This is a genomic window from Inquilinus sp. (genome assembly GCF_057815775.1).
This window is the reverse complement of sequence record NZ_JBYRFX010000878.1, coordinates 1-3,495: the sequence shown is the minus strand read 5'-3', so window position 1 is coordinate 3,495 and position 3,495 is coordinate 1. Positions and strand designations below refer to the sequence as shown.

Sequence of the window (3,495 nt, the reverse complement as noted above, 5' to 3'; positions counted from 1 at the left end):
GCTGGCCGGCGACCTGCCCTTCCCGCAGGCGGTGCTGAAGCGGTCGGTGATCGAGCGCAACGCCCGCTGGATGCGCGACATCCTGGCCGAGACCGGCGTCGCCCTGGCGCCGCACGGCAAGACGACGATGAGCCCGCAGCTCTTCGATCTGCAGCTCGCCAACGGCTCCTGGGGCATCACCGTCGCCACCGCCCAGCAGTTCGAGATCTGTCGCCGCTTTGGCGTGAAGCGGATCCTGGTGGCCAACCAGCTGGTCGACGCCGCGGCGATGCGGTCGGTGCTGGCGGCGCTGGCCGCCGACCCGGAGCTCGAGGCCTTCTGCCTGGTCGATTCCGTCGCCGTGGTCGAGCGCCTGGCGGTCGCCGCCCACGCCACGCCGCCGGGCCGGCCCCTGGGCCTGCTGGTCGAGCTCGGCATGGCCGGGCGCCGCACCGGCTGCCGTACGGCGGCGGAAGCGCTAGCCGTCGCCCGCGCCACCGCCGGCCGCCCCGGCCTCGCCCTGCGCGGGGTCGAAGGCTATGAGGGCCTGGTCGTCACCCAGGACGCGGCGGCCGACGAGATCGCCGTGGCGGCCTTCCTGGACGACCTCGCCGCCGTGGCGGCCGAGATCGACAAGGCCGGGCTGTTCGGCGACGGCGCGGTGCTGCTCAGTGCCGGCGGCTCGGCCTATTACGACATCGTCGCCCGCAAGCTCTCCGAGGTCCGGCTGTCCCGCCCGGCCCAGGTGGTGATCCGCAGCGGCTGCTACCTGACCCATGATTCCGGCCAGTACACCCGGCTGTTCGAGCATGTCGTCCGCCGCATCCCGGCCGATTGGCGCCGGCATGGCGACCTGGAGCCGGCGCTGGAGGTCTGGTCGATGGTGCAGTCGCGGCCGGAACCCGGCCTCGCGATCCTGACCATGGGCAAGCGCGATTGCTCCTACGACATCGAACTGCCGATCCCGACGCTGTGGCGGCCGGCGGGGTCAACCGCCGCACCGCAGCGCGTGCCGGCCGGCGCCGTGATCGCCGGGCTGAACGACCAGCACGCCTATCTAAAGCTGCCTGAAGGCTTCGACCTCCAGGTCGGCGACCTCGTTGGCTGCGGCATCTCCCACCCCTGCACCACCTTCGACAAATGGCAGGTGATGATGGTGGTGGAGGACGACTACCGCGTCTCGGGCGCGATCCGGACGTTCTTCTGATGAACGGCACTTTGTCCCATTCTCAACTTCTGTCATTGCCGGGCTTGACCCGGCAATCCAGAAACTCCCGCCACCCTCTCCGGCCCCGCTCGTCTCGAGAGGCCGCGTGATGGCCTATGTGGTCGACATCGTCTCGCGCCTCCGCCGCATGGAGGCGTCGCTGCGGCCCTCCGAGCAGCGGGTGGCGGAGGCGGTGCTGGCCGATCCCGGCTTCGCCACCCGCGCCAGCATCGCCGAGCTGGCGCGGCGGGCGCTGGTCAGCGAGCCGTCGGTCACCCGCTTCTGCCGGGCGCTGGGCTGCGACAGCGTGCGCGACTTCAAGGTCAAGCTGGCGCAGAACCTGGCCGTCGCTGGCCCCTATCTGCAGCGGCGCCCCGCGGCGAATGGCGATGCGGACACGCCGCCGGACGATGTCGCCCAGCTGGCCGACCGGGTGCTGGACGATGTGATCGAGGCGATCACCGTCGTCCGCGACCAGATCGACCCGCTGCCGCTGCGCCAGGCGATCGAGGCGATCGCGCGGGCCCGGCGGCTGGACATCTACGGCGTCGGCGGCGGGTCGCACGCCGTCGGCCACGATGCCTATCTCCGCTTCTTCCGGCTCGACCTGCCGACCGACTTCCATGCCGACACCCAGTTGCAGCGCATGTCGGCCTCGACCCTCGGCCCAGGCGACTGCGTGCTGGCGGTTTGCAATTCCGGCCGCTTCCGCGACCTGGTCGAAAGCGTCGAAATCGCCCGGCAATACGGCGCCACCACCATCGCCCTGACCCGGCCGGACACGCCGCTGGCCCGGGCGGCGGAGATCCTGCTGGCGGTCGCACCGCCCGATGACACCGACATCTTCAAGCCGACCGCATCGCGCTTGGCCCATATGGCCGTGATCGACGTGGTCGCGACCGGCGTGGCGATGCGACGCGGCCCGGCCGCGCTGGAAAGCCTGCGCCGCATCAAATACACCCTCAGCCAGATCCCCACCCTCGACGAGCCGGCCGGAGCCGCGATGCGCCCGCCGCCCCGCCCTCCCGCCGCTGCCCGGCGTCCTGCCCCAGGGAAGTCCCATGCCTGATCGTGCCCCTTACGACCTCCTGCTCCGCAACGGCACCGTGATCGACGGCTCCGGCGCCGCCCGCGTCCAGGCGGATGTCGCCATCCTGGGCGACCGCATCGCCGCCGTGGCGCCGACGGGCAGCATCGCGGACGGCCAGGCACGAGAGAGCATCGACGTCGCCGGCCGCATCATCGCCCCGGGCTTCATCGACGTGCACACCCATGACGACCGGGCTGTCATCGACGACCCGGCGATGCTGCCGAAGATCAGCCAGGGCGTGACCACCGTCGTGGTCGGCAATTGCGGCATCAGCCTGTCGCCGCTGACGCTGACCGGCGCGCCGCCGCCGCCGCTGAACCTGCTGGGCGACCAGTCGGCCTATGAATTCCCCGATTTCGCCGCCTATCGCGCCCGGCTGGGCGAGGTGGTGCCGGGCATCAACGTCGCCGCCCTGATCGGCCATTCCTCGCTGCGCATCGGCACCATGCCGGATTTGGACCGCAAGGCCAGCGCGCCGGAAATCGACGCCATGCGACGCCTGCTGGCCGACAGCCTGGACCAGGGCGCGATCGGCTTCTCCACCGGCCTCTACTACAAGCCCAACGCCGCGGCCGATGCCGACGAGGTGGTGGCGCTGGCGGAACTCCTCTCCGACAGCGGCGGCGTCTATGCCACCCATATGCGCAACGAGCACGACAAGGTGCTGGATTCGCTGGAGGAAAGCTTCTCGACCGCCCGCCGCGCCAAGGTGCCGGTGGTGATCTCACACCACAAATGCGCCGGGCCGCACAATTGGGGCCGCAGCCGCGAGACCCTGCCGGCGATCGAGGCGGCGGCGCGCCGCCAGCCGATCGGCCTCGACGCCTATCCCTACACCGCCGGGTCGACCGTGCTGGACCCCGACCACGTCACCGGCGACATCCGCATCATGGTCGCCTGGTCGAAGGCGCAGCCGGAGATGGCGGGCCGCGACCTGGCCGACATCGCCGCGGACTGGGGCTGCACCGAGAAGGAGGCGGCGGTCCGGCTGCACCCGGCCGGCGCCATCTACTTCCAGATGGACGAGGCCGATGTCCGCCGCATCCTGTCCTTCCCGCTGACCATGATCGGCTCGGACGGCCTGCCGCATGACAGCCACCCCCATCCGCGGCTGTGGGGCACCTTCCCGCGCGTGCTGGGCCACTACAGCCGCGACCTCGGCCTGTTCTCGCTGGAGACGGCGGTGCACAAGATGACCGGCCTGTCGGCGATGCGCTTC

Annotated in this window: 3 protein-coding genes; all 3 read left to right on the top strand. The window is 71.2% G+C overall.

Annotation, left to right across the window (positions count from 1 at the left end; genetic code table 11):
• The coding region (locus tag AC3XYG_RS31635) for an amino acid deaminase (protein WP_489143861.1) at nt 1-1,186 on the top strand (1,186 nt) is incomplete at its 5' end.
• Nucleotides 1,187-1,295: 109 nt separating this feature from the next.
• Complete coding sequence (locus tag AC3XYG_RS31630; protein WP_489143862.1) at nt 1,296-2,255, top strand: MurR/RpiR family transcriptional regulator; 960 nt, start codon at nt 1,296-1,298, stop codon at nt 2,253-2,255.
• Nucleotides 2,248-3,495, top strand: a 1,248-nt coding sequence (locus AC3XYG_RS31625) for an N-acyl-D-amino-acid deacylase family protein (RefSeq protein ID WP_489143860.1), incomplete at its 3' end; no start/stop codon positions are given. The genes AC3XYG_RS31630 and AC3XYG_RS31625, both read left to right, overlap by 8 nt.